Origin of the sequence: Amycolatopsis umgeniensis, assembly GCF_014205155.1 — a bacterium.
GTDB classification, from domain to species: domain Bacteria; phylum Actinomycetota; class Actinomycetes; order Mycobacteriales; family Pseudonocardiaceae; genus Amycolatopsis; species Amycolatopsis umgeniensis.
Genome location: NZ_JACHMX010000001.1, coordinates 812,319 through 838,161 on the forward strand (window position 1 = coordinate 812,319; position 25,843 = coordinate 838,161).

The following is a 25,843-nucleotide window of genomic DNA, read 5'->3' on the forward strand; positions in this document are numbered from 1 at the left end:
GGATCAGGTTCCCTTCGCCGGGACGAGTTGCAGGTACAGCGCGGTCAGGATGGTGTTGACGAAGAACAGGAGCAGAAACGTGATCACCACCGACTGGTTGACGACGTCGCCGACGCCTTTAGGGCCGCCCTTGGGGTTCAGCCCCCGGTAGGCCGCGACGACACCGGCGAGGAAACCGAAGATGAACGCCTTGATCGAGCTGATGACGAGGTCGGGCAGCTGCGCCAGCGCGTTGAAACTCGCGAGGTACGCGCCCGGTGTCCCGCCCTGCACGATGACGTTGAAGAAGTAACCGCCGAGCACGCCGACGACACTGACCAAACCGTTCAGCAGCACCGAAACCCCGATGGCCGCCTGCACCCGAGGCACGATGAGCCGGTGGATCGGCGAGACGCCGAGCACTTCCATCGCGTCGATCTCCTCGCGGATGGAGCGGGCGCCGAGGTCCGCGCAGATCGCCGAACCGCCGGCGCCGGCGATGATCAGCGTCGTCACGATCGGGCTGGCCTGTTGCACGACGGCGAGCACGCTCGCGGCGCCGTTGAACTGCTGTGCGCCGATCTGGCTCGTGAGCGAGCCGAGCTGCAGCGAGATGACCGCGCCGAACGGGATCGACACGAGGATCGCCGGCGTGATCGACACACTGGCGATGAACCAGAACTGCTGGATGAACTCGCGGACCTGAACCGGGCGGCGGAACATCGCGAGGATGACGTCGAGCCCCATGGCGCACATGCGGCCGAATTCGCGCAATCCCGCGGCGGCCTTTTCCGGCGCGCGGGCGAGCAGGGCGACGGGATTGGTCATCGTCAGGCTCCGCATCCGTTGGGGGGCGGGCCCGAGCCGACGCACCGCAGCTTGAGGTTGGTGACCAGGGTGTTGCCGGGGCCGGAGACCAGGCCGGTGAGCAAGGGGCTGAGGTCCTCGCGCACCCCGCAGCCGGTGAACCCCGGTGTCGCGAACGTGCTCGTGGCCTTGACCGACGGAGCGGGGAATCCGAGCGGCATCAACGCTTTGATGTTCACCGCGACCGACTGCGCGGTCCGGCAGTTCGGGCCGACGTCGAGGACCTTGCCGTCCACCTTGACGTTCGAGAGTTTGATGAACACCTTCGACGTGACGTCGGAATCGCCGCACAGCGCGGTGCCGACCTCTTTGCAGTTGGTCGTCTTGCCGGTCTTCACCTCGACGGTGCCGGTGGCGTCGCCGTCCGGGATCAGTTCGACCGTGCCCGTGGCGGGCATGAACCGGAAGGACACGAAGTAGCTCGACGTCGACGGGATGGCGAGCTTGCCGGTGATCGGCACCTTGCCCGACAGCCCGAGGAGCGAGCCGTCGAACCGACCCTGCGGGAACGTGATGTCGGAACCGAGTTTCGCGACCCGGCTCGTCGTCGGCTGCTGCTCGTCGCCGACGTAGAAACCGAACGGCAGCCCGGCCGCGGCGGCGGCCACCGGCTCGGGTTCGGCCCGCTGTGCCGGCGCGGGCTCGGCGGAGGCGGAAGCCAAGGAAAGCGCCCCCAACCCCAGCACCACCGGGAGCAGGAAGGCGCGCGGAACGCGCCCGGTCATCACTGACATTCGGGCTTCCTCACTTCGACTTCTCCGGCCGAACGGCCAACTCGTGCAGCACGCTACTGGCGGAAGATCAGGGAGACAAGTAATTCGGGAATGGCGGGTCCGGGAACGGGAAAGGTTGTAATGGGCGTAACTGTTTTGGCGTGGTGCCCGTGAGTGGTAATGACGGTTTCGAACCGTCATTACCACTCACGAGATTCGACCTACTTCTTGGTGAGGTTGATCTCGAGGCTGTTGCCGTCACCCGAGGCCATCGCGCTGATCAACGGCGTCAGCAGGCCGCAGCCGCTGAACTGCGGCAGCTTGTACTCGGACGTCAGCTTGCCGCCCTTCAACGGGTTGAAGCCGTGCGACGAAACCAGCGGGATGTCGGCGGGCTTGGCCGTCTTGCACGTCGAGCTCGCCAAGATCGGGAAGCCGAACAGCCGCACCGTGAGCAGCTTGACGTCGGCCTTCGTGTCGGCCTTGACCGCGCCGGCGTTGACGGTGCCCGTCACATCGCCGACCTGGTTGATCTTCACCGTCGCCGAGGCAGGGAAGAAGCCGAGGAACCGGAACTGCACGTTCGACGGCGGCAGCGACAGCTGACCGGTGAAGGTGCCCGACTGGGCGTTCAGCTTCGCGGTGAACTCACCGGGCCCCAGCGGCAGCTTGGCGTTCAGCCCGGCGATGGTGGTCTTCCCCTTGACGCCGTAGACGATCTTGGTGTCACCCGGCGGCTGCGTCGTGGTCGGCGCGGTGGTCGGGCTCGTCGGCTGGGTCGTCGGGGTCGGCTCCGTGGTGGGAGTCGGCTGCGTGGTCGGCGTGGGCTCGGTCGTGGGCGTCGGTTCCGTGGTCGGAGTCGGCGTGGGCTCGGTGGTCGGAGTCGGCTCCGTGGTGGGAGTCGGCTGGGTCGTCGGCGTCGGCGTCGGTTCCGTGGTGGGAGTCGGCGTCGGCTCGGTGGTCGGGGTCGGTTCCGTGGTCGGCGTCGGAGTCGGCTCCGTGGTCGGCGTGGGTGTCGGCTCCGTGGTCGGCGTGGGCTCCGTGGTGGGAGTCGGTTCCGTGGTCGGGGTCGGCTCCGTGGTGGGAGTCGGCTCGGTCGTCGGAGTCGGCTCCGTCGTGGGCGTCGGCTCCGTCGTCGGAGTCGGCTGTGTGGTGGGCGTCGTCGGAGTGGTCGGCGTCGTCGTGCCACCGCCGGCCGGTTTGATCTCGAACGTCCCCAGCTGCTGGTTCTGTCCCGGCTGGACGACGCAGTCCGAGGTGAACGTGCCGAGGTCGGTCGGCTGCCCCTGCGCGTTCTTCGGCGTCATGGTCGTACTGAAGTTCCCGACGGTCACCGAAGCGGTGCCGGGGCTGGGGAACGTGACCGCGGGCGCCTTGCCGCTCGTCTTGACGTGGAACTCGCCCGACTCCGGCACCTGCGTGACCGGGATGACCAGCGGCAGACCGAGGTTCAGCGTCTTGTCGACCGGATACTTCAGCACCGCGGCGGCCTTCGCGCTGCCCTCGACGGTGGTGGCGCCGACGAGCGAGAGCCCCGCCGTCGCGTCCGCCGGAACGGTGACGTCGACGTCGAACGTGATCGGGGTGGACGTCTTCCCGGCCACGGCGTCGTCCGGCAGGACGGTGTCGATCTTCACGACCAGCGTCTGGTCGCCGATCAGCGGGAACGGACAGGTGTACTTCAGCGTCAGCGACGCGGGCGCCGCCTCGCTCAAGCCCGCGCCGACGATGCCCAGGGTGGCCGCGACGGCGGCCACCGTACCGGCGGCCAAGGCTTGCACGGATCTTTTCGACTTCAGTGGGAACTTCACAACGGTCACTCCCGGGGAATCGGAGAAATTGCGTGACACGGCCGAAACGGCGCGGACACGGAAGCGGTAAATTACCTGCGCCTTCTCACACCGGCAAGGACACCGAATCCGTTTGTCATCCAGGTGGGATCGAGTGACTCATTAACTGGCACCACCACTCCGGGCGAAATCACTTTTGTCATCTCCGTCAGCGGCGAGACCCGCGAAACTGTCACGCGCGCGTTCTTGTGACACCCGTGCGCCGGGCGGCGGGCGGAATTGTCACGCGCGTCCGGAGTCCGTTCCCGTTCATTGCGGCCGTACCGAAACCCCCGCTACGTTCGGCGAATGGAGCAGGCTGCCATCGAAGTGACCGGCCTCGCCAAGCACTACGGTGAAGTGACGGCCCTCGCCGGCGTCAGCCTTCGTGTCGGCCGCGGCACCGTACTCGCGGTGCTCGGCCACAACGGTGCCGGGAAGACGACGCTGATCGACATCCTCAGCACCCGCGTCAAACCGAGCGGCGGCAGCGCCAAGGTGTGCGGTTTCGACGTCGTCCGCGCCGGCCATCACGTCCGGCGGCGGATCGGGGTGACCGGCCAGTTCGCGGCGGTCGACGACGCGCTCTCCGGGCGCGGCAACCTCGAACTCGTCGCACGGCTGCTGGGCGCGAACCGGCGCCAGGCCAGGGCCCGCGCGGCCGAACTGCTCGCCATGTTCGGTCTCGACGACGCCGCGGACCGGCCCGCGAGCACCTACTCCGGCGGGATGCGGCGGCGGCTCGATCTCGCCGCCGGGCTCGTCGGCTCCCCCGACGTCCTCTTCCTCGACGAGCCGACGACCGGCCTCGACCCGCTCAGCCGCGCGGGCCTGTGGGACGGCGTCGAACGGCTCGCCGCGCGAGGCACCACCGTCGTGCTCACCACGCAGTATCTCGAGGAGGCGGACAGACTGGCGGATCACGTCATCGTGCTGGGGCTGGGGCATGTCACGGTCGCCGGGCGGCCGTCGGAACTGAAGGCCCGTCTCGGGGAACGGACCGCGACGCTGACCTTCGGCACCGGACTCGCCGCCCACCGGGCGCTGGCCGCGCTGCACCGGCTCGGCATGGGCTGCACGACGTCCGCCTCCGGGCTGGTGCTCGGCGTCGCGCTGTCCGGCCCCTCCGACATCACCGTGCTGGTCCGCGCGCTCGACGCCGCGGGCGCGCCGATGAAGGACCTCACCGTCACCGAGCCGACGCTCGACGACGTCTACCTTTCCCTGCACCGGAATCCGGCGGTCCCGTCATGACCGAGGCACGCCACCGCGCGCCGTCCCCGCTGGTGCTGACCGATCCGGCGACCTGGCCGCCGAGCACCTTCGGCACCCAGGTGCGGGTGCTCGCCGTCCGGTCGCTGAAGACCGCTTTCGGCGACCGGCGGCTGGTGTTCTTCGGTCTGCTGCAACCGATCGTGCTGCTCCTGCTGTTCAGTCAGGTCTTCAACGGGGTCAGCACGCTGCCCGGTGTCGCGGCCTACCAGGGCTACGTGAACTTCCTCGTCCCGGCGACGCTGGTGAACATCGCGATGACCACCGCGATGAGTTCGGGCGCCGGCCTGCTCGCGGAGATCTACAGTGGATTCACCGGACGCCTGCGATGCATGCCCATCAGCCTTTCGGCCGTCCTGGTGGCCCGCACCATCTCCGACTCCGCCCGGCTGGCCGTGCAACTGGTGGTGACGGCGCTCGCCAGCTTGGTGCTGCTCGGTTTCCGGCCGACCGGCGGGGTTTTCGGTGTCACCGCGGCGCTTCTGCTCACGCTCGTCGTCGGCTGGTGCCTGAGCTGGATCTTCGTCGCCATCACGACCTGGCTGCGCAAGGCCGAAACCCTGCAGATGGCGTCTTTCGTGGTCATGTTCCCGCTGATGTTCTCCTCCAGCGCCTACATGCCGCTCGAAACCATGCCCGCCTGGCTACGGGTGGCCTCGGCGATCAACCCGCTGACCTACGCGATCGACGCGACGAGGGCGCTCGCGCTGGGACGGCCGTCGGGCTGGTCGATCCCGATCTCACTCGCGATCGCGGCCGTGGCGGCGCTGGCGGGCGGGTGGATCGCGGCGAGGACTTTCCGGTCGCCACGGGAAGCTCCGCCGCGGTGAGCAGCCACAACTGCGATCACGCGTGATCGGGCTCCGATCACGCGAGTTCCGGCTCCGATCACGCGAGTTCCGTGTTCGATCACGATCAGGCAAGGCCGTGCCGATCCACGCAGACAGGCGCGAACCCAAATCTGCATCACAGCCCACTGAGGGTGCTGAATCAGTGGGAGATTCCGCATTGAAATCCGAAATTGACATCGTCGCCCGGCAACACAACAGCGGCGCCTCGGGTGGATCGCGGCGAGGACTTTCCGGTCGCCACGGGAAGTTCCGCCGCGGTGAGCGACCACAACTGCGATCACGCGTGATCAGAGCCGGAACTCACGTGATTGGACGCCGCACTCGGATGCACGGCGCCGAGCACGCGAGTTCCGTGTTCGATCACGATCAGGCAAGGCCGTGCCGATCCACGCAGACAGGCGCGAACCCAAATCTGCATCACAGCCCACTGAGGGTGCTGAATCAGTGGAAGATTCCGCATTGAAATCCGAAAATGACATTGACGCCCGGCAACACAACAGCGGCGTCTCGAAGTCGCCTTTGTTCACTCGATCGGATCTAGGCTGACACCTGCGCGCGCCATTAACCTCATGATCGAAACGCCATGGGTCGGCGCATAGGGGGATGTCAAGTTTTCCTGATTCATCAGATCTCCGCTATCGGGCCGACCGGTCAACGGGGAGGAACAAATTGCGAAGACGTTACAGTCGCCGCACATTGCTGCTCGCACTGAGCATGACAGTTGCATTATTGAGCATTACAGCGATGCCCGCCTCTGCGGCGAGTATTCGCCTGACCAATAACTTGGACACCTCCGGCATATCGCCCGAAGGCGTCGACAAAGGGTCCGAACCCAATCTGAGGACCTTCCAGTCATCAGTTCCCAGAAACGTGCAAGTCAACGGGAAAACTAAGGATTTCACCAAGTTCAACGAGTGGTCGGCCGACGAGAAAAAGGCCTACTTGGAATCCGTTGAGATCATCCCGGAACCAGGATTCGCACGCCTGGCCGAACCCAAGGGGGAGGGTTCACCACCGGAACCTCCGCTCAATCTGACCATTCCGCCTTCGAAGCCTTCCATCGCCCCGCCCGCACCGATCATTGGCGGCGGAGGCACCACCCAGGCGGCCTGGGACGCCGTCTACCCGTCGCCAACGGTCGGAAAGCTGTACCTGTTCAAAGGCGACACCATGGCCTACAACTGCAGTGGGGCCCTTGTCACGGCGAACAACCGCGGAACGGTGCTGACCGCAAGTCATTGCCTCGAGGACACCGGCATCACGGGCGTCGTTTATGTCCCCCAGGAAGACAATGGGCGATACCCCTACGGCGCCTGGTCAGCATGGGGCATTTACATGTCGCAATGCTACAATCCCCAAACGACGGAATGCGACTGGGCGTTCGCACTGATACCGACACTCTCCGATGGCAGCGGGATTCAGGATCACACAGGCGCAAATGGTATCGGCTTCGGCTATGAATCACTTGGCGGGCAAATCGACGTAGCGGGGTATCCGTTTCAGCCAAGCCCTCGTTTCAATGGCAAGTACCAGTGGCGTTGCACAGCGCCCGGCACAACGGTGCCGGTGCAGAATATCGACAGATTTCACTATGCGGACGAATGCCGGATGGGACCGGGAGCCAGCGGCGGACCCTGGCTGGTGAATTACTCGTCGAGCAGCCGGAGCGGGATTGTGGCCGGCGTCTCCTCGTGGACGATTTGCGGCGTCGACTGCAATGACCAAAAGGCTGGACTGTACTCGTCAAGACTGCTCAGCAGGGCCGGTTATGATTACTCCCGCGCCCAGGTCTTGGTTCGCCCCAGCTGAGTTGCCCTGGCAGAGTCATACGAAAACCCTTCTGGGTGGCGGCTCTCGCCAAACGTAGTACCAAAGCAAGCCGACGGCGACGGCAAGTACGACCAGAGCGGCGAGCAAGACCAGTGTTCTCTTCGTCGTCATACGAACCCTCTTACCGGTGAGTGCCTTACCTCCGATGGACAGGCTACAGGCGGGTTGCGGTTCCCACGACCACCTGCAGCCGCTCTTCGGTCGTTACGCCGCGGCGCGGACGTCCTCCGAGGTGAGGCAGGTGGATCGTGCGCGACTTTCCGTGAAGGCCTCCATACCTACCCTCAAAGTAGGTATGGAGGCCTTCACGGACTGCTCGCTGTCTTGTCCGCGGAGACCTAACGCGGCACGGACTCCAGGTGATCCGCGGCCGCCACGACTCCCCCGGCCGCCGCGAACGAAGCCCGCACCCGCGCGGCCGCGGCGGCATAGGCGGGCTCGGTCAGCACTTCGGTGATCGTGCCTCGGATGTCCGGCGCCTTCACGCGGTCGAAGCGCAGCCGCAGCCCCGCGCCCGCCGACTCCACCTGCTGGGCCAGCATCGACTGATCGTCCCGGATCGGCGCTATCACCAGCGGCAGCCCGGACGCGAGGGTCTCGCTGACGGTGTTGTGCCCGCCGTGGCAGATCACCGCCGCCGCTTTCCGTACCACTTCCGCCTGCGGAATCCGTTTGGCCATCAGCACTTCGTCGCTGATCAGCTCGCCGGTCGGGTCGACCACCAGGCCTTGGACCTCGGGCATCCCGGCGAGCGCGTCGACGCATTCGGACAGGAACCGGCGGCCGAGTGCGGCGTTGGCGGTGCCGAGGGTGGCGAGGACGAGCGGGCGGCCGTCGAGCCGGTCCCACGAGAATCCCACCGGCGGCGCGGGGGCGAGCGCCGGGCCGACGAACCGGACCGCGCCCGCGTCGGCGAGCGGTCCGGTCAGCGAGACGGTGGTGAAAGCGAGGACGAGCTCCGGCGAGAACCGCAGGTCGCCGCAGGCCACCGTATGCCGCGTCTGGAGATCTTGCTGGAGCTTGTCCACCCAGGCGGCGATCTTCGGCATGGCGGCCAGCGGGTCGCCGAGTTCGGTCGACGTCGACGCCGACGTCACCCAAGGCAGGGCCCGGCGGCTCGCCACCAGGGCGCCCGCGAAGGCCTGCTGATCGGCGATCACGACGTCGGGCCGGAAGTCGGCCACCGCCTTTTCGACGCCGGGGACCATCGCGTCCGCGAGCGGGACCAGGTACTGCTCCCAGAGGAACTTCAAGGCCGCGAACCCGCGCAGGCCCTCGGGGCGGCGCTCCACGGCGAACTCCAGCGCGTCGCCCGCCGCGTACACCCGGCCCGCCCTGGTCAGCTCCGACGTCGTGGGTTCCGGACCGCACCAGGCGACGTCGTGCCCACGGCCCACGAGTTCGGCGGCCACCGCGCGCAGGGGCGCCACATGTCCGGTGAGCGGCGGGACGACCAGCAGGAAACGGCTCATCCGCGTGGCCTCCCGTGCCGGGAGATCCAGTTCAGCAGCAGCTCCCGCACCTCCCGGTGCTGCTCGACGAGCACCGAGTGCCCCTGGCCCTCGAACACGTGCAGCTCGCCCCGGGGCAACAAGGACGTCAGGGCGTTGAGGTCGTCGGCCTGGTAGCCGTGACTGCCCAAAATGGACAGTACGGGGCAATCGATCCCCGCCACCTGGTCCAGCGTCAGCAACGGGCCGAGCGGGACCTCCTCGGCCATCCTCGTGGACGTGATCCGCTCCGCCGCCATTCTCGCCAGCCGCCGGTGGTGTGCGCTGTAGTTGGCCTCGATCCAGTCGAAACTTTCCTCGACCTTCAGGAATCGCACGGTGTGCTCGAGGATCTGCGCCATCTTGCCAGCCCACAGTTCGGTGGCGGGCTCCGACTCGATGCACACGATGCTGCGCACCCGTTCCGGTTTCGCCACGGCGTAGCTGTAGGCGAGGGTGCCGCCGAAACTGTTGCCCACCAGGTGCACCGGCCGGTCGAGGTCGAGCTGGGCCAGCAGGTCGTCGAGGTCGGCGATGAAGTCGCCGATCGTGTACCCGCGCTCCGGGCGTTCGGTCTTGCCGTGCCCGCGCAGGTCGTAGCTGATCACGTCCACGCCGGCGGCGGCGACCGGCGGGGCCAGCGTGAGGTAGAAGCTCGCCAGGCTGTCGGTGCCCATCCCGTGCAGGAACACCACGGTCTCCGTGCCCCCGCCGGGCACGAGCTGCACGTTCGTGCGCAGCCCGTTGACGGTCATCGTCGGCACCGGTTCAGCCCCGTTCGCCGAGGCGGGCGGCCACGTAATCCGCGATGTCGCCGACCCGGAGCCCGATCACGTCGTCGAGATCCTTCTCCGCGAGGAACTCCGCGAGGTTGACATCCGCGCCGAAGAACTCGGCGAGGATGCTCGCGAAGGTCACCAGGTCGATGCTCTCGAGCTGGAGATCCTCGTGGAAGGTGGTCTGCGGGGTGATCTCGATGCCGAGGACGTCGGTGTCCCCCACCAGTTCTCTCAGCAACTCGGCCACGGTGCCGAAGACCGACGTCGGGCTCTGCTGTTCGATCGTCATGCTCTGCTCCTGTTCCTACCCGCGATTCCAGGCCACCACGTGTCCCGGGATTCCCGCGAACTCCGCCCCGATACCGATTTCCTCGGCCAATCCCGTCAAATCGCCTTCCGCCCGGACCGCGATCCGGGGCGGCGTCGCGGTCCGTTCGCGGACGAGGGCGACAGCGACCTCTCCCGCCGTCGCGACGGCCACCTCCAGCGGCGGCACCTCCCGGCCGTGGAGCCCGGTCACCGTGGTCCCGTCGGCGCTCACCCGGAGCTCCGCCGGGTAAACGCCGTCCAAGCCGAGTTTCGCGCGGACAGCGTCCTTGATCGCGATCCGTTCCAGCAGCCATCCGCGCTGCCGCCGCGGCGCGCACGCGGCGAACTCGGCGCGTTCCTCCGAACCGAGGTAGACGCCGGCGTAGATGTCGCGCGCCGCCGGGCTCGGCCACCGGTCGGTGACCAGCGTCCAGCCACCGTGATGGTCTTCGGAGATCCGGTGCCGGTCTGGGAAGGCGTAGACCCGGTGAGCGGACCTGTCGCACGGGAACCGGATGTCCCGCCACTGCTCGATCCGTGCCAGCACGACGCCGTCGCGCACCAGTTCGGCGTCCATCTCCAGCACGTCGGGCCGGGGAAGCCGGACCCGGACCACGCAGCCGACCGTGCTGCCCGGCGCCGGTTCCGGGCCGTACCAGGTGATCCGGCCCATCGACGTCGGAAAAGCCAGCAGCGCGTCCGCCTTGGTGGCCATCAGCCAGCAGCCCAGCAGCTGGCCGACGTTGTCCAGCAGCGCACCGGGCGCAGACGGTACGACGAGCTCGCCGCGGATGTGCCGCTCGCCGAGACCGGTGAGCCTGGCGAGCCCTTGGTACGCGGGGCCGTGGAACATCTCGCGGCGCGAGTAGATCTCGGCGGCGCTCAGCGGGGGCGCGGTTTCCGGCCCCGGTCGCGGGGACGGCCGGGGCGCCGTCGGATACCGCTGCGCCAGATGGACGTCCATACTGGCGTGCGGTCCGATTTGGACACTGATGCGGTCGCCCTCGCGGGTCATCGAAAGCGGGACACGCCGCGCGGGGGCGGCGATCAGCCACCGGGAGAACGCCGCGTTGCTCACGCCGGTCGCGACGGTCCCCGGCCAGGCCCGTTCCGCCGCCCGGCAGGCCAGGTCGACCAGCGTCGTCGCGGGAACGGTGGGACGGGAGTCCGCCTCGTCCGGCCAGTCGTCGCGCTGCCGGAAGAACCGGTGATCCACCAGGTACGGCATCGCGGCGAGCGAGACGTCCACAGTGGACTCGACGGTCCGCCGTACCGCCGCGTTGACGACACTCGCGGCGGCCTGCCTGGTTTCGGCCAGCAGTGCGGTGAACTCCGCGACGATCGCGTCCGGTACGCCGTCGACCAGCTCGGGAACCGCGCCTGCGCCTTCGAACATGCCCTTGACGTCACCGTCGACCGAGAGCAGCGTGCCCGCCGTGTCGATCCTGGTCCGGCGCGGTTCGAGCACGTCGAACGCGGGCCGTCCGCCCTCCACCCAGACCGCGGTGGCCACCCGCCGCAACTGCGCGAGGCCGGGCCTGGTGCCGGACGACGCCGGGATCACCAGATGCGGCCTGGTCCCCAGCGTGTCCGCCACGAACGAACCGACCTGACCGGCGCCCGCTTGCACGAAAACGCGGGCGCCGTCGGCGTAGAGGGCGTCGACGAGCTCCCGGAACCGGACCTTGCGCACCAGGTGGGCGAGGTACAGTTCGCGGACCTCCACCGGATCCGCGGGATACGGCCGCGCCGTGGTCGCCGACCAGACGGGGATCCGCGGCGGCTTCAGATCCAGTTCCGCGGCGAGCCGGGTGAACGGGCCGAGCCTGGAGCGCATCAGCGGGGTGTGGAACCCGGACCGGAACGGCAGCGTCCTGGCGACGATGCCGTACTGGGTGCACAGGCGCGCGAGCCGGGCCGCGGCCGCCGGATCACCGCAGACGATCGTCTGCCGCGGCGCGTTCTCGTGGGAGACCATCAGTTCCGGTTCGGCGGCGAGGAGCGCGGACGCCCGGTCCGCGGAACAGCCGAGTACCAGGAATTCGGCGTCCGGCAGGGTGAATCCCTGTGGCCAATACCGGCTCAGCATGTCCTCTGTGGACTGTCCCGGATACATTCCGGCCGCCTGCATCGCCGTCCACTCGCCGACGCTGTGCCCGGCGAGCAGATCCGGCGCGATGGCGAGCCGGCGCAGCGCGGTGTCGAGCAGCAACCCGACCTGGGACACACTCGACGCGCGCGCCAGCACACTCTTCGTCGACCATTCGGGCCGCTCCAGGCCGAAGTGCCGGGCGACGTCGGCGCAGCGTGGTTCCGCGTCCGCCTCCAGCCCGGGGTAGACGAACGCGGTCTTCGCGCCGTGCTGCTCCAGCAAAGGCGCCGTACTGCACCAGATGTCGTTGGGACCGTGCCAGGACTTGCCTTCGGCCGTGACCTTCGCGAGCACCCGCCGCGCGACCTCGAGCCGCTTCTCGGTCGGCCCGACGATCCCGATCCGGCACGCGCCCTGTCCGCCGAGCTCGGGGTCCGGGCGGTCGAGCAGCACGCGCAGTTCCTCAGGTGTGGACGCCGCGAGCCGCAGGACCCGCTCGGGCTCGCCGGTCACCTTGGCCCGGTGCGGGCGGGTGGGCGCCGGATCGGCTTCTTCCAGCACCACGTGCGCGTTGACACCGCCGAAACCGAAGGCGTTGACCGCCGCCCGGCGTGGCGCGTCACCCGACGGCCAGCGCTCGGCCCCGGTCAGGACCCGGAATCGGGTCTTGTCCAGCAGCGGGCTCGGATCCGCGCAGTTCAGGGTCGGCGGCAGGACGGCGTGGTGCAGCGCGAGCGCCGCCTTGACCAGTCCGGCGGCCCCGGCGGTCGGCATGGTGTGCCCGATCATCGCCTTGACCGCGCCGATCGCGGCCCGGCGGCCTTCCGGCGGGCCGAACACCTCGGCGAGGGTGGCCAGTTCGGCCGCGTCCCCTGTCGGCGTCGCGGTCCCGTGCGCCTCCAGCAGGCCGATCGAGCCGGGCGCGGTGGGATCGAGACCGGCCGAAGCCCACGCTCGACGCAGCGCCAGGGTCTGGCCCGCCACGGCAGGACTGAGCAGGCTCGCGCCCTTGCCGTCGCTCGACGTCCCAGACCCGCGCAGCACCGCGTAGACCCTGTCACCGTCGCGACGCGCGTCGTAGAACCGTTTCAGCACGACGATCGCGGTGCCCTCGCCGATCAGCAGACCGTCCGCGTCCCGCGAGAACGGGCTGATCCGCTGGCTCGGGGACAGGGCGCCGAGCTGGGTGAACATCGACCAGAGCGTGTCGTCGTGGCAGTGGTGCACCCCGCCGGCCAGCACCACGTCGCAGCGGCGACGGGCGAGTTCGCCGATCGCCTGGTCCACGGCCAGCAGCGAGGACGCGCACGCCGCGTCCACCGTGTACGCGGGACCGCCGAGGTCCAGGCGGTTGGCCACACGCGACGCGGCGAGGTTCGGCACCAGCCCGATGGCGGTGTCGGGCCGGAACTCACCGAGCGGTTCGAGCAACGCGTCCCGGAGCTTGTCGAGCATCTCCGGACGCGCGGACGGGAGGAGTTCCCGGACGGTGCCGGTGATCTGGCGGACCGACCGGACACGCTGGTCGAACCGCTGCAACCCGGGCGACAGATAGCCGCCCCTGCCGAGGATCACGCCGACGCGTTCGAGGTCGCCCAGCCTTCGCAGACCGCCGGCGTCGTCGACCGCGGAAGCGGCGACGGACAGCGCGACCAGCTGGTCCGGCTCCATCCCGGCGACGGAGCTGGGTGCGATGCCGAGGGCCGTCGCGTCGAAGTCCAGGCTGTCGGCGACGAAGCCGCCGCGCCGTCCATAGGTGCGGTCGGGGGTCCGGCCGTCTCCGTCGTGGAAACTCGGATCCCAGCGGTGCGGGGGGATCTCGGTGATCGCGTCGGTACCGGAAACGATGTTCTGCCAGTATTCGTCCACGGTGGACGCGCCGGGCAGGAAGACTCCCATGCCGACGATCGCGACTGCCTCTTGATTCACCACGTTCTGATTCACCACAGCGACGCCGTGTACAGCACCGAGCGGACGTCGGCCGGGCCGTAGGCCAGCTCGCGCAGGAGCGCGGAGGTGCCCTCGTCCGGATCGATCAGCGCGACTTCCCGGCGTTCGTACTCGCGCGCCAGTTCGGGCGACACCATGCCGGCGTGGTCGTCCGACGGCGCCCATGGTCCCCAGTGGACGGTCAGCGCCCGGCAGCCGGTGCGATCCGCCCACTGCTCGCCGAGGGTCTCCAGTGCGTCGTTCGCCGCCGCGTAGTCGGTCTGCCCCCGGTTGCCGAGCACGGCGGCGATGCTGCCGAAGAAGGTCACGAACCCGGGCCGGACACCGAAGTGCTCCAGGGCGTCGAGCAGCGCCCGCGCACCGTCCACTTTGGTCCCGTAGACCGTGCGGAACGAGTGCTCGTCCTTGTCCGCCATCAGTTTGTCGTCGATCACCCCGGCCGCGTGGACGACACCGTCGATCCGTCCGTGCCGGGTGTGCAAATCCTTGACCACCTGCCGCACGGCGGCGGCGTCGCGCACGTCGAGCGATCGGTAGGCCGCGGTACCACCGGCCGCGGTGATCTGGTCGAGCGTCCTGGCGATCTCGCGCTGGGCGAGCACGGTGCGCACGCGGCGTTCGATGTCCACCAGCGAACCGCCGCGCGCGGCCAAGGCCGAGCGCATCCCCGGCGCATCGCCGGGCAGGTCCTCGTCACCGGGTTCGGCGGGCCACGGGGTGCGCCCGGCCAGTTCGATCCGGCATCCGCTCGACGCCAGCGCGACCGCCGCCCGCGCGGTGATCCCCCGCGCGCCGCCGATCAGCAGCAACACCGAGTCCGCGCCGAGTCCGAGCGCCTTGGTCTCGCCGCCGTCAGGGCCGGCGCCGGCGTAGGCGATCGAGCCGAGAGAGCCCGCGGCGGGCTCGAAGGCCGCGCGCCCGGCGGTGTCGTACCGCACGGCGGCAGGTCCCTCGGCGATCACCTCCTCCAGCACTATCCGCGCGAGGTCCACAGTGGACTCCAGCTCGACCAGTCTGGTCGGTTCACTCCGTTCCCGCGCCGCGGCCCGGACGAGCCCGCGCAGCCCGGCGGTGTGCCCGGACCCCGGCCTCGCCACCACGACCACCGCGCCCTTGGCCTCCTTGAGCAGCCCGAAGACCTGCGCAGCGACCGGTTCTTCGGCGTCCGACAGCGGATTCAGCACGAGGACGACGTCGGACTCGCCCCGCTCCCCCGGCAAGGCACCCGCCTCGGCGAACACCGTGCGGACCGACTCGGCCAGCTCCTCCTGTCCGGGCTCGAAGCTCACCGCGACCGTTTTGCCGCGCACCTTGGTGAGATCGGGCGTCCCGAGCGGCGCGGGCACGCGGCCGATCAGGTAGCGGCCGGGCGCTCGGCCCGCCGGGGCTTCGGTCGTGGCCGGTGCCACGGCGACCGGGGCCGCCGGTTCGAGCCACTTCCGCAGCCGCGCGGCCAGCGCGCTCGCCGTCCGGTCACGGCTGAGCTGATCCTGGGCGTCGTCGTGCACCCGTCCGGTGAGCCCGAGCTTCGCCAGCAGCGAACCCGCGATTTCGGTGCGCTTGATCGAGTCGATGGAAAGATCCGCTTCGAGGTCGAGATCGGCGTCGATCATCTCGGCCGGATAGCCGGTGCGTTCGCTGATCGCGCCGATCACGGTGGCCAGGACGTCCGTGACGGCGGTTTCCTCCACGACCGGTTCCGGCTCGGCGACGGGTACGGTCACCGCCGGTACCGCGACCGGCGGCAGCAGCACCGGCGCGACCGGGGCCGGAGCCGGGGCGAGGGGCGCGGTGCCGAGGTATCCCAGCATCACGTCCCGCTGCGCCGCCAGCATCTCCCGGCTGGTGCGGAGGAATTCGACGACGGCCTGGTCACGACCGGGCGCGGGCTGGTTCATGGTCGTCCTCGGGATTCGTCGGGCGGGCACGAGCCCATGGGCGGGGACCTCGCCGCCGGGCGCGCGGACGGTCTGGCCGTCCACGGTCCAGGCGGGCGTGGGGAGCGGGCCGACGCGGACGCGGCCGCGGAAGAGCCGTTCGGTGCGCACCTCGACGCCCGTGAGCGCCAGGCGCGCGAGCGCGGTGAGGAACCCTCGCAGCCCCGGGCCGCCGGGATCGCACGCGATCACGGTATGCGGCCGGTCGCCGAGGATGTCCTTGGCCAGCCGGGAAAGCACCTGCCCCGGGCCCGCCTCGACGAACGTGCGCGCGCCCGCCGCGTACATGTCCTCGATCAGCTCGACGAAACGCACCGGCGAGCCGATCTGCGCCGCCAGTCCGGCGCGTACCGTCCCGGTTTCGTACGGCCGGGCGGTGCGGTTCGACCACACCGGCAGACCGGGCTCGTCGATCTCGGCATTGTCGAGATCGACGGCGAACACGTCGCTCGCCCCGGCCACCAGCGGACTGTGGAAAGCGCAGGCGACGGGGATCCGCTTGGCCCCGATCCCCTGGCCGCGCAAGACTCGGACGGCCTCCTCCACGGCGGCGGTCGGTCCGGAAAGGACAGTCTGTTCCGGTGCGTTGTGGTTGGCCACGACGACGTCCGGCCGGTCGAGGGCGGCGGCCAGTTCCGCACGGGACGCCTTCACGGCGGCCATCGCGCCCGGGTCGGCACCCGCGACCTCGGCGATCGAGCGGGCCCTGGCCCGGCTGAGCGCCACCAGGGTCGGGGTGTCGAAAGCGCCGGCGACCGACAACGCGGCCAGCTCGCCGTAGCTGTGCCCCGCCAGCAGATCCGGCCGGACACCGAGGTCGGCGAGCAACCGGCACACGGCCGACTCGACGAGCCCGAGCGCGGGCTGCGCGACCCGCGTGTCCTTGAGCTCCTCGTCCTGCGCGGCGCGTGCCTCTTCGGCGAAGGCCCGCGGCGGGAAGGCGGTCGCGGCGATGTCCGGGGCGAGCCGCAGGACGTCGGCCAGTTCGGGGAAATGCACGAACAGATCCGCCAGCATCCCGGTCCGCTGGCTGCCCTGACCGGGGAACAGGAAGGCGATCGGACCGGCTTCGGTGTACCCCGCGGTGAGCCCGCCCCCGTTCTCGGCGGCCTCGCGCAGCTCCTCGAGATCGCTCGCGACGACGGCGAGCCGCACCGGCTCGGATCCGCCTAGTTCAGCGGCGAGAGCGGCGATTTCCCGCAGCGGACGGCTCTCGTTCGCCGAGAGCAGTTCGCGCAGCGCGGCACGGGCACCGTCCACATCGGAACCGCGGAGCAGGACCAGCTCGGCGTCCCAGTCGCGCGGCCCGTGCCGGCGGTCCGGCGGGACACCCGGTGCGGCCAGTACCGCGTGGAAATTGGTCCCACCGAACCCGAACGCGCTCACTCCGGCGAACTCGCGCCCGCGCGGAACCGGCGTCGGCCGGGCACCGGTGGAGAAGGTGAAGGGACTGCGCTGGGCGTCCCAGGCGGGGTTCGGCCTGCTCAGATGCAGCGTGGGCGGCACGACTTCGTGCCACAGCGCCAGCGCCGCCTTCATCAGGCCCGCCAGCCCCGCGGCGCATTTCGTATGGCCGATCTGGCTCTTCACCGAACCCAGCGCGCACGCGCCCGGTTCGGCGCCCGCGTCGAGGAAGAACTCGGTGAGCGTGGTCAGTTCGGTGGCGTCGCCGACGACCGTGCCCGTGCCGTGCGCTTCCACCAGCGAGACGTCCGCCGGAGACACCCCGGCGTCGCGATAGGCCCTAGCCAGCGCTCGCCGCTGCCCCTCGGGGCGCGGCGCGGTGAGACCGAGCGCCTTGCCGTCGCTGGCGGCACCGACGCCCTTGACCACGGCGTAGACCCGGTCGCCGTCGCGTTCGGCGTCGGACCGCCGCTTGAGCACGAGGCACGCGACGCCCTCGCCGAGCGCGATCCCGTCCGCCGCCGAGTCGAACGGGCGGCACCGGCCGGTCGGCGACAGCGCGCCCGCCGAGGTGAACATGAGGTAGTCGTTGACGCCGTTGTGCAGGTCGACGGCGCCGCACAGGACCATCGAGCTCGTCCCCGCCCGCAGTTCCTTCACCGCGAGGTCCAGCGCGGCCAGCGAGGAACCGCACGCGGCGTCCACGGTGTAGTTGGTGCCGCCGAGGTCGAGCCGGTTGGCGATCCGGCCGGAGATGACGTTGGCGAGGGTGCCGGGGAACGAGTCCTCGGTCAGTTCCGGCAATTGTGCGAGCAGCTCTTCCGGGACGTCTTCGAGATAGCTGGGCAGCAAGGCGCGGAGAACTCCGGCGTTCGCCAGGTCTCCCCCGGCCTCGGCGCCGAAGATGACGCTGGTGCGCTCGCGGTCGAAGCCGCCTTCTCCGTAGCCCGCGTCTTCCAGCGCGCGCCGTGCCGTCTGCAGCGACACCAGCTGAGCCGGGTCGATGCTGCCCATCGACTTCGGCGGGATGCCGTACGCGAGCGGGTCGAAGTCCACGGGCGGCAGGAAACCGCCCCAGTGGGACGTCGACTGGCCGGCGTAGACCGTCTTGTCCCAGCGCTGGTCCGGCACTTCGGTGACGGCGTCCGCGCCACGCAGGATGTTCGACCAGAAGGCCGGGAGGTCGGGGGCACCGGGGAACACGCAAGCCATGCCGACGATGGCGACGTCACCGTCCACAACGGACTCTTCGGGCGGGACACGGGCGGCGAGGAGATCCGCCGCGCCGTCGGTGACCTCGCGGTGCAGGGTGGCGATGTCGGTGCGCCGTTCACGCAGGACGGTCACCTGGCCCGCCATGTACATCCCCTCGGCGAGCTGGCCGAGGGTGTCGACCTCGACGAGAGCGTCGCCGTCGCGCCGGATCCCCTTGCTCGCGATCCGCAGGCGTCCGGTGTTCAGCTCCTCCAGCCGCTGCCAGCTCTCCTGCGGCGGGATCCCGTCCGCGCGGAGCCCGGCCTTCAGCGCGGCGAACTCGTCGGTGTACGGACTGGGCAGGCAGCGGGTGAGATGACCGGGCGCGGTCTCCAGCGTGACCGTGGACCGGGCGTCGAGCACCCGGTCCTGGAAGACCTCGGTGATGGCGCCGTGGGTCACGGCTTCCTCGGTGAACAGGTACGCGGTGCCCATCAGGACGCCGACGCCGGTGAGCGGTCCCGCCATCGCCGAGACCATCGCGGCGGACCGGGCGTCGTGGACACCGCCCGCGAACAGCACCTCGACGTCCGTGGCGCCGTGTTCGCGCAGGACGTCCAGTTGCTGCTCCCACAGCACGAAACTCGAGCGCGGACCGATGTGCCCGCCGCATTCGGCGCCCTCGAAGACGAACCGGCGGATCCCGGCGTCGAGGAACTGCCGAAGGAGGATCGGTGACGGCACGTGCAGGAAGGTCGCGATCCCGTCGGCCTCCAGTGTTTTGGCCTGCGCGGGTTTTCCGCCCGCGATCAGCACGCACCGCGGGCGCGCGGCGCGGACCGCCGCGAGCTGTTCGGCGCGCAAGGCCTCCGGGACGAAGCCGAGGATGCCCGCGCCCCACGGCCGTTCGCCGAGCGCTTCGGCGGTGCGGCCGAGCAATTCGGCGGTCTTGGCGCCGTTCGCGGTGGCCACCGCGACGAACGGGAACCCGTCGTGCCCGGCGACGGCGGCGGCGAACCCGGGCTGGTCGCTCACCCGCGTCATCGGTCCCTGCACGACCGGCAGCCGGGTCCCCAACGTGCGGCACAGCCGTACGCCTTGGTCCGAGGGGCTCACCGACGGCGGTGCGGCGAGGGAACGCACGACCGACCGGACAGCGCTTTCCGCGTCCTCGAAGCGATTCGCGAACAACGCCGAGAGCCCGTCGTCGGCCCTGGCGAGGTCTTTCCGTTCCGCCGCGGGCACATCGGCCTCCGGGAACAGGCCGAGTCCGTCGAGCACCACGCCCGCCGCGCCTCCGGCGATCGCCGCCACCGCCGTCCTCGGCCCGATGCCCCCGTACGCCCACACCGGGATGTCGTGGCCGAACCGTTCCAGCAACCGCTGCAGCAGGACGAACGTCGTGAGGTCCGAGCCGCCCGCTTCGGCTCCCCTCGCCACCAGACCAGAGGCGCCGGCGTCGAGCATCCGGACGGCCTGCTCGACGCCGGTCACCTCGGCCAGCACGGGGAGGTCGCCCCTGCCCTGCCAAACTGCCCCTTCGGCCAGCAGGACGAGCCCCGCGCCGCTTTCCCGCACCTCTTCGTACCGCACGTGACGCCCGTTCGGGATCCGGACCCCGAACGGGACCCCTCCGTCCACTGTGGACCCGAATTCCACGACCCCGAGGCCGCCGCCCCTGGCGACGGCGGCCGCCAGCCCCGGATCCGGACGTCCGAGCGGGTTGACGCCGAGTACCCGCGTGCGCGCCGTCGCATGACTCACCGGCGGACCTCCTGTTCGGCTGGGCTGGTCGAACCTCGCCGGGTTCGGCGATCTTCAGCGGGATTCCCAAGAAATAACCTACTTGCCGCAGAGAGCGCAATACTCCCGCGTGAAAACTCGGAAAACAAGGGAACGCATGCTAAAGTCCGGCGCCGGAAACAAATATGTCGACACTCGCAGAACAAGCGTCTGACCTGCACTTTTATCACTCGCATTCCAGATTTCGACAAGGCGTTGCTCACCGGCGTAACAAAACAGAAGAATTGTCATCGAAAGCAGAATCGATAACCATGGAGCGCATGTGGAAGTGACAGGACGAGTCGTCGTGCTGACCGGCGCGGCACACGGTATCGGCGCCGCCATGGCCCGGCGGTTCGCCGCCGAGGGCGCCGCCGGAGTGGTGGTCTCCGACCTCGATCTCGACGCGGCCGAGAAGGTCGTCGCCGAGATCAGCGCCTCGGGTGGTGCCGCGATCGCGCGCCACGCCGATGCGTCGTCCAAAGAGGACTTGAAGATGCTGGTGACCGAAGCGCGTACGGAGTTCGGTCCGGTGGACCTGTTCTGCTCCAACGCCGGTGCCGCGTTCGGGACCGGCGTGCACGCCGCCGACGAGCAGTGGTCGCGATCGTGGGCGATCAACGTCATGCAGCATGTGCACGCCGCACAGGTCGCGCTTCCCGCGATGTTGAGCCGGGGTCACGGATATCTGCTGATCACGGCCTCGGGAGCGGGTCTGCTCGGCACCCCCGGCGACGCGCCGTACTCGGTGACCAAGCACGCGGCCGTCGGACTCGCCGAATGGCTGGCCATCACCTACCGGCCACGCGGGGTGCGGGTCAGCGCGCTGTGCCCGCTCGGTGTGCGGACCGCGTTGCTGGAACCGGGGATCGCCGCCGGGCACCCCGCCGCGCTCGCCATCGCGGCCCTGGCGCCCCTGCTGGAACCGGAGGACGTCGCGGAATCCGTCATCCACGGCCTGGCTTCGGAAGAATTCCTGATCCTGCCGCACGAATCGGTGCGGGAGACCTACGCACGCAAGGCCGCGGGACTCGACGAATGGATCGACCAGACCATCCTCGAAACCGGCGCGCGGAAGAGGTGAGCATGGATCACCGCAGGCTCGGCGCGAGCGGACTGTCCGTCAGCGAGATCTCGTACGGCAACTGGCTCACGCATCCCGACGGCGCCGAGTGCGTCCAGGCCGCGCTGGACGCGGGCGTCACCACCTTCCACACCGCCGCGGCCTGGGACGGCGGCGCCGCCGAAGAGAACCTCGCCGAGGCGCTGAGCCACGTGCACCGCGACGATCTCGTCCTGTGCACCGGCGTGTTCTGGCCCGAGGGCCCGGGTGCCAACGACGCGGGCCTCGGCCGCAAGCACCTGGTCACGTCGCTGCACGGCTCGCTCCGGCGGCTGCGCACCGACTATGTCGACGTCTACCAGTTACTGCGGTTCGACTACCGCACCCCGCTGGAGGAGACGTTCCTGGCGCTGTCGGATCTGGTGCGGCAGGGGAAAATCCTCTACGCGGGTACGGCGGAATGGACGGCCGAACAGTTGCTGGAGGCGCGGCCGATCGCCGACCGTCACGGCGTCCCGCTCATCGCCAACCAGCCGCACTACTCGATGCTCTGGCGAGTCGCCGAGGCACAGGTGATGCCGGTGTGCGAACGCGCGGGGATCGGCCAGTTCGCCTCTGTCCCCCTCGCGCAAGGCGTGCTGACCGGCAAGTACCGGCCGGGCGAGATCCCGCCGGGCTCACGGGCCGCGAAGTCGGTCGAGGCGCGGCCGCTGCTCCTGCCGGATCTCCTCGAACGCGTCGGCATGCTGCGTGGCGTCGCCGACGACGCCGGGCTGACCATGGCCCAGCTGGCGCTCGCGTGGACGTTGCAGCACAACACCGTCGCCTCGGTGGTGACCGGGGCGAGCACCGCCGCCCAGGTGACCGAGAACGCGAAGGCGTCCGGGGTGGTGCTGGACCTCGACGTGCTGACGCGGATCGATCAGCTGCTGGGGAGCTTCATCCAGACGGATCCACGGCTGACGTGGTCGCCGCCCGCGACCGGCTGACCGGCCCTCGTGAGCGAGGCTGGCGACGGGATGCCGAGCAGCCGTGTCGCGAAAGCTGGTGTGGCCCTCGCGATGGCCGGAACCTTCAGTCCCGGCAAGGAAGGGGGTCACCCAGCACACGGTGTTGTGAGTGGCAATGCCGGTTCTATCGAGGGAAGGGTGTTCACGGGTGACCGGGCGGCGATCACGTGTGTTTGGAGACGGATCTCGCGTGATTGGGCGGCGATCACGGAGTTCGGCGTCCGAGCACGCGAGATCCGTCTCCAAACACGCGAGTCACGCCCTCGCTCACCTCTGGTTCAGCCAACAACGCCACTCACGAGACCAGCGCGGTCCGCAGGATGGCTTCGAACCGGTCCGCCGTCGGTGGTTCGTCCCGCAGCAATCCCTGCAGCAGCAACCCGTCCACCAGCCCGACCATCATCTCGACCCGCACCGGATCGTCGGTGTGCCGTCGCGCGAAGTCCGCCAGGGCCGCCATCCAGCGGTCGGTCGACTCGCGGAGTCTCGGCTCTCGCGCGGCCAGCAGGTACAGCTCGTACTCCGCCAGCAGATGCCCGGGTTCCGCGGCCACCCTGGCCAGCAGTGCGGCGAATCTCGGCAAGGCGTCGCCGCCGGTTTCCGCGGCGAGGACGCGCATTCTCTCGGCGTCTTCGTCCATGCAGCGGGTGAGCGCGGCCGTCAGCAGGTCCTCGATCCCCCGGAAGTGGTACGCGGCCGCCGTCGCGGGCAGACCCGCCTCACGGGCGACCGTGCGGTGACTGACTCCCGACACGCCGTCCCTCGCGACGATGCGCAGGGTCGCCTCGATCAGTTCGCGTTTGCGTTGCTCACCTTTGGCGAGACGGCCGTCGGCGATCGGCTCGTTCAGCGTGCCGCCTCCTCACGGATCGTGGTCTTCCGGCTCAGCAGAGGATACGAGAGCAGGGCGATCAGGATGATCAAGCCACCGGCGACGACCGCGACGGTGAAGCCGCCATCCGGTCCGAAGCGGTCGACGGCCTCTCCCGACACCGCGGCACCGAGGGCGACACCGATGCTGAGGCCGGTGATCGCCCACGTCATCCCCTCGGTCAGTTTCTCCGCCGGGACGATCTTCTCGATCATCCCCATGACGACGATCATCGTGGGCGAGAAGAACAATCCGGCGACGAAGACCACCACACACAGGCCGATGACGCCGTCCACGACCAGCAACGGCACCGCGCTCGCGGCCGTGCCCGCGGTGCCGATCAGGAACAGGCGAGGCGGCGACATTCTCAGCTCGAGCGTCCCGAAAACCAGTCCCGAGATCGCGGAGCCCACCGCGTAGACCGAAACGACGATGCCCGCCGCCGCCGGTGCCTCGACGTGCCGCGCGAAAGCGACACTGACGACGTCGACGGTGCCGACGATGACACCGCCCGCCACCAGCGTCAGTACCAGCACCCGCATCGCGCCCAGCCGGATCGCCGAACTCCCCGCCGGCCCGCTCGACGGCAGGACACGCGGTTCCGTCCCGCGCTGCGCCACGAACAACAGCACCCCGACGGCGAGGAGCACCAGGGCGGCCAACGGTCCCGCTTCCGGGAAAACGGTGGTGCACAACGCCACCGACAGCGCGGGCCCGATGACGAAGGTCAATTCGTCGACCACCGCTTCGAGCGCGAACGCCGTGTGCAGCCGCGGCGAGTCGCGGTAGAGCCGCGACCACCGGGCCCGGACCATCGCCGCCATGCTGGGCATGAACCCGGCGAGGACCGCGCACACGAACAACGTCCAGTCCGGCGCCCCGAAGCGGGCGCAGAGCAGGAGCGCGCCGAGCGCCAGCACGCTGATCCCCGTCACCGGCAGCAGGATCCTGCCCTGCCCCCGGCGGTCCACCAGCCTCGAGACCTGCGGTCCGAGCAGCGCCATGGACAACGTGAACGCCGCCGAGACCAGTCCGGCGAGGCCGTAGTCACCGTGCGTCTGCGCCAGCATGGTGATGATCCCGATCCCCATCATGGGGACCGGGATCCTGGCGACCAGCCCGGCGGAAGAGAAGGCGAGCGATCCCTTCGCGGAGAACAGCTCTCGGTACTGGTCTGCCACGGCACACTCCACAACCTGAACAGTCGTTACATTTTGAACACTCGTTTCACTTTATACACGCCTCCCGTGACGAGCGCGAGCGCCTCGTCCAACCCAGCCGTCTCGCCGTCGGGCGCGGCCCAGGCGACGTAGCCGTCCGGCCTCGCGAGGAAGGTCGAACCGGCGCCGGAAACCAGAAGCGCGCGACCGTCCTCGGACAACAACGGCAGCGGAGCGAAGCGGCCCACCAGCGGAGGGACGGAGCCCGGCGCGTAGTCGATGTCGGCCCCGTTGCCCATCGCGATGAAATGCCGTTTGGCCGCGGGGATCCCCAGGGTCTCCTCCAGCACCTCCCGGAGCGCGGCCACCTGCGGTCCGGGCCGCATCAGCGCGACCTGGGCCCGAGTGTTGCGCAGGACCCGCTCGCCGACCGGATGCCGTTCCGCGGTGTAAGTGTCCAATAAGGACTCCGGTGCGGCGCCTCGCACCACCAGGCCCAGTTTCCACCCGAGGTTCATCGCGTCCTGGAGCCCGAGGTTCAGCCCTTGGCCGCCGATCGGCGAATGCACGTGGGCGGCGTCGCCCGCCAGGAGCACGCGTCCTCGCCGATAGGTGGCCGCCTGACGCGTGTTGTCACTGAAGCGGATTCCCCCGTCCAGGCTGGTGACAGTCACGTCGATCCCGCTGACGCGGCCGACGCTCGCCCGCATTTCCTCGGCCGTCATCGGCGCGTCGCGGTCTTCCGGTCCGCCGTCGAACTCCATCGTGGCGATCTCACCCGGCACCATCCCGACGTGCACCATCCCGCCGGGGCCGTGCATGGACGACTTCACCGCGCCGGGATCGGCGAGTTCCGCGCGGGCGACCCGTCCGGTCATCGTCGGCTCCGTACCGGGGAACGCGATCCCGGCCCGCTTCCGCACGACGCTGCGACCGCCGTCGCACCCCACCAGATAAGCGGCCCGTTCGGAACGGCCGTCGGCGAGCACGGCACGGACCGCGTCGTTCTCCTGCGCGATGTCGACCACTTCGTGGCCCGTACGGATCCGGACGCCGAGCCCTGTCGCCCACTCGGCGAGGACCCGTTCCAGCACATGCTGTCTGAGAATGAACCCGACGGCCGCATCTGGCGAGACCTCGTCCTCGACGAGCGGCAACCCGGCGAAATGCCCCCTGGAGCGACTTCCCCTCAACTGCCGCGCAAGCCCGGGCATCTCGGCCTGCACCTTCGAGAACGCGTCAGTCAGGCCACGCAGCCGCAAGGACTGCGAGGTGCGGCCGTTGATCCCGCGCAACCCGAAACTCCGATTCCCACGGGCGGACCCGTCGGCCGACTCCAAGACGAGCGGATCGGCTCCGGCCAGCCGGAGCTCGCCCGCCAGCAGCAGGCCGACCGGTCCCCCGCCCACGATGATCACGTCGTTCACGACACCCCGCATTTACAGCGTATATTTACGCTGT

General features: G+C 69.6%; 16 protein-coding genes. 5 read left to right on the forward strand and 11 right to left on the reverse strand.

Features of this window, described 5'->3' with window-relative positions; genetic code table 11:
- Window positions 1-3: 3 nt before the first annotated feature.
- From HDA45_RS03555 to HDA45_RS03565, 3 genes are all read right to left on the reverse strand, one after another.
- Window positions 4-807 carry an MlaE family ABC transporter permease gene (locus HDA45_RS03555; RefSeq protein WP_184891864.1) on the reverse strand — a complete coding sequence of 268 codons (804 nt, stop codon included), beginning with the start codon at window positions 805-807 and terminating at the stop codon, window positions 4-6.
- A gap of 2 nt (window positions 808-809) precedes the next feature.
- Window positions 810-1,580 (reverse strand): hypothetical protein, encoded by a 771-nt coding sequence (locus HDA45_RS03560; protein WP_184891865.1) that lies wholly within the window; start codon window positions 1,578-1,580, stop codon window positions 810-812.
- A gap of 200 nt (window positions 1,581-1,780) precedes the next feature.
- Window positions 1,781-3,370, reverse strand: coding sequence for a DUF6801 domain-containing protein (locus tag HDA45_RS03565; protein ID WP_184891866.1), 1,590 nt, complete (start codon window positions 3,368-3,370; stop codon window positions 1,781-1,783).
- 327 nt (window positions 3,371-3,697) lie between these two features.
- Between HDA45_RS03565 and HDA45_RS03570 the strand changes: the two genes are divergently transcribed.
- The 3 genes from HDA45_RS03570 to HDA45_RS03580 all read left to right on the forward strand — a co-directional run bounded on the left by HDA45_RS03570 (window position 3,698) and on the right by HDA45_RS03580 (window position 7,320).
- Window positions 3,698-4,642, forward strand: a complete 945-nt coding sequence (locus HDA45_RS03570; protein WP_184891867.1) for an ATP-binding cassette domain-containing protein — start codon at window positions 3,698-3,700, stop codon at window positions 4,640-4,642.
- Complete coding sequence (locus HDA45_RS03575) at window positions 4,639-5,490, forward strand: ABC transporter permease (protein ID WP_184891868.1); 852 nt, start codon at window positions 4,639-4,641, stop codon at window positions 5,488-5,490. Before HDA45_RS03570 ends, HDA45_RS03575 begins: the two co-directional genes overlap by 4 nt.
- Window positions 5,491-6,207: 717 nt before the next feature.
- Window positions 6,208-7,320 (forward strand): trypsin-like serine peptidase, encoded by a 1,113-nt coding sequence (locus tag HDA45_RS03580; protein ID WP_184891869.1) that lies wholly within the window; start codon window positions 6,208-6,210, stop codon window positions 7,318-7,320.
- A 359-nt stretch (window positions 7,321-7,679) separates the two neighbouring features.
- Here HDA45_RS03580 and HDA45_RS03585 read toward each other — a convergent pair whose 3' ends face one another.
- The 5 genes from HDA45_RS03585 to HDA45_RS03605 are packed head-to-tail and all read right to left on the reverse strand — an operon-like array spanning window position 7,680 to window position 20,260.
- On the reverse strand, window positions 7,680-8,813 hold the full coding sequence (locus tag HDA45_RS03585; RefSeq protein WP_184891870.1) for a glycosyltransferase: 1,134 nt from the start codon (window positions 8,811-8,813) through the stop codon (window positions 7,680-7,682).
- Window positions 8,810-9,595, reverse strand: coding sequence for an alpha/beta fold hydrolase (locus HDA45_RS03590; protein ID WP_184891871.1), 786 nt, complete (start codon window positions 9,593-9,595; stop codon window positions 8,810-8,812). Before HDA45_RS03590 ends, HDA45_RS03585 begins: the two co-directional genes overlap by 4 nt.
- A 4-nt stretch (window positions 9,596-9,599) precedes the next feature.
- Window positions 9,600-9,899, reverse strand: a complete 300-nt coding sequence (locus HDA45_RS03595; protein WP_184891872.1) for a phosphopantetheine-binding protein — start codon at window positions 9,897-9,899, stop codon at window positions 9,600-9,602.
- Window positions 9,900-9,914: 15 nt separating this feature from the next.
- Window positions 9,915-13,943, reverse strand: a complete 4,029-nt coding sequence (locus HDA45_RS43000) for a beta-ketoacyl synthase N-terminal-like domain-containing protein (protein WP_184891873.1) — start codon at window positions 13,941-13,943, stop codon at window positions 9,915-9,917.
- Between the two features lie 8 nt (window positions 13,944-13,951).
- Complete coding sequence (locus HDA45_RS03605) at window positions 13,952-20,260, reverse strand: type I polyketide synthase (protein ID WP_184891874.1); 6,309 nt, start codon at window positions 20,258-20,260, stop codon at window positions 13,952-13,954.
- A 301-nt stretch (window positions 20,261-20,561) separates the two neighbouring features.
- On the opposite strand from HDA45_RS03605, the gene HDA45_RS03610 reads away from it, so the two are divergent.
- Together HDA45_RS03610 and HDA45_RS03615 are read left to right on the forward strand one after the other, a co-directional pair.
- Complete coding sequence (locus HDA45_RS03610; RefSeq protein ID WP_184891875.1) at window positions 20,562-21,362, forward strand: SDR family NAD(P)-dependent oxidoreductase; 801 nt, start codon at window positions 20,562-20,564, stop codon at window positions 21,360-21,362.
- A gap of 2 nt (window positions 21,363-21,364) precedes the next feature.
- Entirely contained in the window at window positions 21,365-22,330 is a 966-nt protein-coding gene (locus HDA45_RS03615; protein ID WP_184891876.1) for an aldo/keto reductase, read from the forward strand.
- 316 nt (window positions 22,331-22,646) lie between these two features.
- On the opposite strand, the gene HDA45_RS03620 is transcribed toward HDA45_RS03615, so the two are convergent.
- Genes HDA45_RS03620 through HDA45_RS03630 form a run of 3 tightly spaced genes read right to left on the reverse strand, consistent with a single transcriptional unit; the run spans window position 22,647 to window position 25,809 of the window.
- On the reverse strand, window positions 22,647-23,201 hold the full coding sequence (locus HDA45_RS03620; protein ID WP_184905260.1) for a TetR/AcrR family transcriptional regulator: 555 nt from the start codon (window positions 23,199-23,201) through the stop codon (window positions 22,647-22,649).
- Window positions 23,198-24,403, reverse strand: coding sequence for an MFS transporter (locus HDA45_RS03625; protein WP_184891877.1), 1,206 nt, complete (start codon window positions 24,401-24,403; stop codon window positions 23,198-23,200). The genes HDA45_RS03620 and HDA45_RS03625 overlap by 4 nt, the downstream gene beginning before the upstream one ends.
- 26 nt (window positions 24,404-24,429) lie before the next feature.
- On the reverse strand, window positions 24,430-25,809 hold the full coding sequence (locus HDA45_RS03630; protein ID WP_184905262.1) for an FAD-dependent monooxygenase: 1,380 nt from the start codon (window positions 25,807-25,809) through the stop codon (window positions 24,430-24,432).
- Window positions 25,810-25,843 lie beyond the last annotated feature (34 nt).